Source organism: Psychrobacter sp. Rd 27.2 (assembly GCF_001921755.1).
GTDB lineage: Bacteria > Pseudomonadota > Gammaproteobacteria > Pseudomonadales > Moraxellaceae > Psychrobacter > Psychrobacter celer.
The window spans coordinates 1-305 of sequence record NZ_MRYB01000172.1 but is presented as its reverse complement, the minus strand read 5'-3'; the positions used below and the strand labels follow the sequence as shown (position 1 = coordinate 305).

Sequence of the window (305 nt, the reverse complement as noted above, 5' to 3'; positions counted from 1 at the left end):
GTGCGGATGAAGTGCAATTGTGCGCGCAAGCACTATGCTTAGAAGATATGCATGATTGCACCGTCAGGGAGGGCGCACTGTTTATGGTAAGACGCGCCGCCGTCATAATGTAAATTTTGATGATGAACTACGGAAGGTCACTTTAGATGCTATTAATGACTGTCGGCATATTATAGAGAGTGGAGAGACGCCCAAGCCCACTTATAGCACCAGTAAATGCCGCAATTGCTCACTTAAAGATATCTGTCATCCCAAGATTTTTAATAAAAATGCTTCAACATGGCTGACTAAAAAAATAAATACCA

1 protein-coding gene is annotated in these 305 nt (G+C 42.3%); it reads left to right on the top strand.

All coding sequences use genetic code 11. The features are described from left to right. Nucleotides 1-55: 55 nt before the first annotated feature. The coding region (locus tag BTV99_RS13900) for a Dna2/Cas4 domain-containing protein (RefSeq protein ID WP_218607625.1) at nt 56-305 on the top strand (250 nt) is incomplete at its 3' end.